This window comes from Kangiella sp. (assembly GCF_014762745.1).
Taxonomy (GTDB): Bacteria; Pseudomonadota; Gammaproteobacteria; order Enterobacterales; family Kangiellaceae; genus Kangiella.
This window is the reverse complement of record NZ_JABURJ010000055.1, coordinates 1-3,964: the sequence shown is the minus strand read 5'-3', so window position 1 is coordinate 3,964 and position 3,964 is coordinate 1. Positions and strand designations below refer to the sequence as shown.

The window sequence follows — 3,964 nt, the reverse complement described above, 5'->3', positions numbered from 1 at the left end:
GTTGGCCAAAGTAAACTATAAGCTGGCAATAATATGATGATAAGCCGGTGATTTATCAGTCTTTTTCAATGACGAGGGGAGATATGCCTTTATTTGCTACCTCAAGCGGCATGTTGTTTGATCTGCTTAAAACAGGTGGTTGGACGATGGTGCCAATTACGCTGTGTTCTTTAATTGCTATGGGTATTATCGTTGAGCGCTTCTGGAGCCTGCAACGTAACCGTATTCTGCCGAAGCATCTGGTTGCTCAGGTTTGGACCTGGATTAAGAATGGTCAGTTTGATAAGACCAAGATGCGCGACTTGAAAAATAGCTCGGCGTTGGGTGAAGTTTTAACGGCCGGTCTGTTAAACCATCAGCACGGTCGTGCGGCGATGAAAGCCAGTATTAATGAGGCGGGGCGTGCAGTTGTAGTGCGTCTGGAACGTTTCCTGAATACTTTGGGTTCGATTGCTTTGGTGACACCGCTGTTAGGTCTTTTGGGTACTGTAATCGGTATGATTCGGGTGTTTACGGTGATTCGTGTGCAGGGTGTGGGTAATGCTGATGCTCTGGCAGGCGGTATCTCGGAAGCTTTGATCACAACGGCTGCCGGTATGGCTGTGGCAATTCCGACCTTGGTTATGCATCGTCACTTTACCCGTCGCGTTGAAGAGTTGGTCAGTGAAATGGAGCAGGAAGCCTTGAAGATGGTGGATGTTCTGCATGGCGAACGTGAAATTTTCACTGGTAACTAAGCCGACTAACGAGCAGGCCTTGTAACGAATATGTGGCAAAACAAGAAAAGAGAAGAGTTGCAGCTGAATCTGACACCACTGATTGATGTGGTGGTTTTGTTGCTGATTTTCTTTATGGTTTCGACCAGTTTTAAGAAAGAAAGCAAAATCAGTCTGGATCTACCGGAAGCCAATGGCGAAGTTGCTGAGCAGCTGCCGGAAGTTATTGAAATCAGTATCAATAAGGATGGCGAGGTGTTTGTTAATGGTCAGGGCTTGATTAATCGCCAACTAGAGACTATAAAGGACGCCATTACGCAGGTAGCCAATGATCCTGCAACCCCGCTGGTCATTAATGCAGACGCTCAGGCGCCATATCAGTCGGTGATTAGCGTTATGGACGCAGCAGGGCAAGTAGGTTTTAATAATCTGACACTGGCTACGCAACAACCGAAATCGGATACTCAAGACTAGTCGACTCATGACTGAACCAAAAAACTACACAGGCTGGGAAATTTACAAACGCCTGTTAGGCTTCACCAAAAAATACAAAGCGGTATTTATCGTTGGTGTGGTCGCGAACATTCTCTTTGCACTGGTAGAAACCTATTTTGTTAACTCGATTAAATACCTGATTGATGATGGTATTAAAGCGCGTGACAGCTACTTTCTATTGGTCAAAACGCCGCTCTTTATTATGGGCGCAATTTTCCTGCGCGGCATTTTCAATTTTGTCTCGGTTTACTGTATGGGCTGGGTGGGGCGTAAAGTCGTCCAGACTCTACGCGAACAGTTATACGAGCATTTCGTTCGTCAGCCGACTGAATTCTTCTCCAAGCGCGCTCCCGGTAATCTTTTATCGACCTTAACCTTTAATACTGAACAAGTTGCGGTGGCTAGTTCTGACGCCATCACATCAGCTCTGCGTGCTGGTGGCACCATTGTCTTTATTATCACTTTCATGGCGATTACCAGCTGGCGATTAACACTATTCTTATTCATTTTGGTTCCAGTCGTTGGCTGGGTGATTAAAGTCAGTGCACGCCGTTTGAAGAAAGTCAGTAGCAGTATTCAGAACGTAGTAGGTGATGTGACTCGAGCAGCCGAAGAATCCATTAAGGCCAATCAAGTTATTAAAATCTTTGGCGGTACAGAACGCGAAATTGAGAACTTCAACAAACAGGCTAATCGTAATCGTCAGCAGGATATGAAACTGATTGCGACCAAAGGGCTGGCATCGCCTGTCATTCAGTTTATTGCGGGTATTGGTTTTGCCGCCATTATGTATTTTGGCAGCCAGGAAATGCTTAATGATCGTATATCAGAAGGTGAGTTAATTTCCTTTATTACGCTGATGGCGATGATTCTGCGCCCATTAAAAGAAGTCAGCAACGTCAATACCCATTTGCAGCGCGGTATCGCCGGTGCGCAGAGTGTGTTTGATATTCTAGACCTGCCTAATGAGCCAGATGAAGGTAGCAAAGTGATTGATAAGGCTGATGGTTCCATTGAGTTCAAGCACGTCAGCTTTGGTTATAAACCTGATGAAAAGGTACTTAACGATATTTCTTTCAATGTGCCCGCTGGTCAGTCGATTGCATTAGTAGGTAAGTCAGGCAGTGGTAAAAGTACCATCGCCAGTTTGCTGCAACGTCTTTATAACATTAATCAGGGCGACTTGTTAATTGATGGAATTCCGATTCAAGAACTGACTCTTGATTCATTGCGTAAACAGATCGCTACTGTATCGCAAAGTGTAGTGCTGTTTAACGATACCATTCGTCATAATATTGCTTATGGCCGCATGGATGAAGTGTCTGATGAGGATATTATCAAGGCAGCTAAAAATGCTCATGCTTGGGAATTTATCGAGAAACTTCCACAGGGCCTGGATACGGTAGTCGGCGATAATGGTGTGATGCTTTCTGGTGGTCAAAGACAGCGTATCGCTATTGCTCGCGCCATGCTGAAAGATGCGCCGATTCTGATCCTTGATGAAGCCACTTCGGCATTGGATACTGAATCTGAGCGTCATATTCAGGAAGCCCTCGAAGAGTTGATGAAGGATAGAACGACCGTTGTGGTTGCTCACCGTTTATCGACTATTGAAAGCGCCGATAGAATCTTAGTGCTAAAAGACGGTGTGATTATCGAGTCAGGAAGTCACCAGGAATTGCTTGATAAAAATGGTGAGTACACCCGTTTATATCAAATGCAATTTAACGAATAAGCCGCGAATAATTAGCGAATAAGCAGGATAGGGCATGGCCATTTCCAAAAGCCAACAGTTTTTTGAGTCATTGTGGTACCGCAAAACTATCTGGTGGCTCTGGTTGTTCTGGCCATTCCATTTGCTGCTGAGAATCATTGTCTGGCTGCGCCGTTTCTTTTATCGAATTGGCCTTTTTAAATCCACTAAACTCAAGACTCCTGTCATCGTTATCGGCAATATCACTGTCGGTGGTACTGGCAAAACTCCTCTGGCGATTTACCTTCTGGAACTGCTCAAAAGCCAGGGCTATAAGCCGGGATTAATTAGTCGCGGCTATGGCGGCAAGTCTGAGCATTATCCTTTAACGGTAACCGAATCAACGCCAGCTTCGGAGTCAGGTGACGAACCTTTCTTAATTCGCCGTAGAACTCAAGTGCCAGTCGTGGTTGATCCTATTCGAGCACGTGGCGCACAACAGCTGGAAGCTCAAGGCTGCAACATCATTATTTGCGACGACGGCTTGCAGCATTATGCCTTGCAGCGTGATATTGAGATTGTGGTGATAGATGCTAATAGAAAACTGGGCAATGGCTGGCTGATGCCGTTTGGCCCATTGCGCGAGCCAAAATCACGCCTTAAACAGGCTGACCATATCATCGTCAATGGCAAAGACATGCTGCTTGAGCCGGAGCCTATTCAGGCCATTAATGACCATGATATTGAATTCAGAGAGCCTTTTACCGCAGTGGCAGCCATTGGGAATCCTGAACGTTTTTATAACACGCTTGAAGGCTTGGGTTATCAATTCGAGCGTCAGTCTTTCCCGGATCATTATCAATTTTCAAAACAGGATTTTGAGTCATTTCAAACCAATATCGTCATGACTGAAAAAGATGCTGTGAAATGCTTGTCTTTTGCTGATGAGCGTTTTTATTTTTTACCCGTTAGCGCTAAACTGTCTAAACAGTTTTTAGAGTCGTTAATGGAACAGATTAAGGCTATAACGCATGAATCATAAACTTTTAGATGTTCTGGT

The 3,964-nt window shown here is 45.0% G+C and carries 4 protein-coding genes; all 4 read left to right on the top strand.

Annotated elements, in window-relative coordinates; translation table 11 throughout:
* Nucleotides 1-83 precede the first annotated feature (83 nt).
* The 4 genes from HUJ19_RS04065 to lpxK are packed head-to-tail and all read left to right on the top strand — an operon-like array spanning nucleotide 84 to nucleotide 3,946.
* A complete protein-coding gene (locus HUJ19_RS04065) occupies nucleotides 84-737 on the top strand; it encodes a MotA/TolQ/ExbB proton channel family protein (protein ID WP_290622399.1) in 654 nt (217 codons plus the stop codon).
* A gap of 30 nt (nucleotides 738-767) precedes the next feature.
* A complete protein-coding gene (locus tag HUJ19_RS04060; protein WP_290622398.1) occupies nucleotides 768-1,190 on the top strand; it encodes a biopolymer transporter ExbD in 423 nt (140 codons plus the stop codon).
* A 7-nt stretch (nucleotides 1,191-1,197) separates the two neighbouring features.
* A complete protein-coding gene (msbA, locus tag HUJ19_RS04055) occupies nucleotides 1,198-2,946 on the top strand; it encodes a lipid A export permease/ATP-binding protein MsbA (RefSeq protein WP_290622397.1) in 1,749 nt (582 codons plus the stop codon).
* Nucleotides 2,947-2,980: 34 nt separating this feature from the next.
* Nucleotides 2,981-3,946, top strand: a complete 966-nt coding sequence (gene lpxK, locus HUJ19_RS04050) for a tetraacyldisaccharide 4'-kinase (protein ID WP_290622396.1) — start codon at nucleotides 2,981-2,983, stop codon at nucleotides 3,944-3,946.
* The last annotated feature ends 18 nt before the right edge of the window (nucleotides 3,947-3,964 follow it).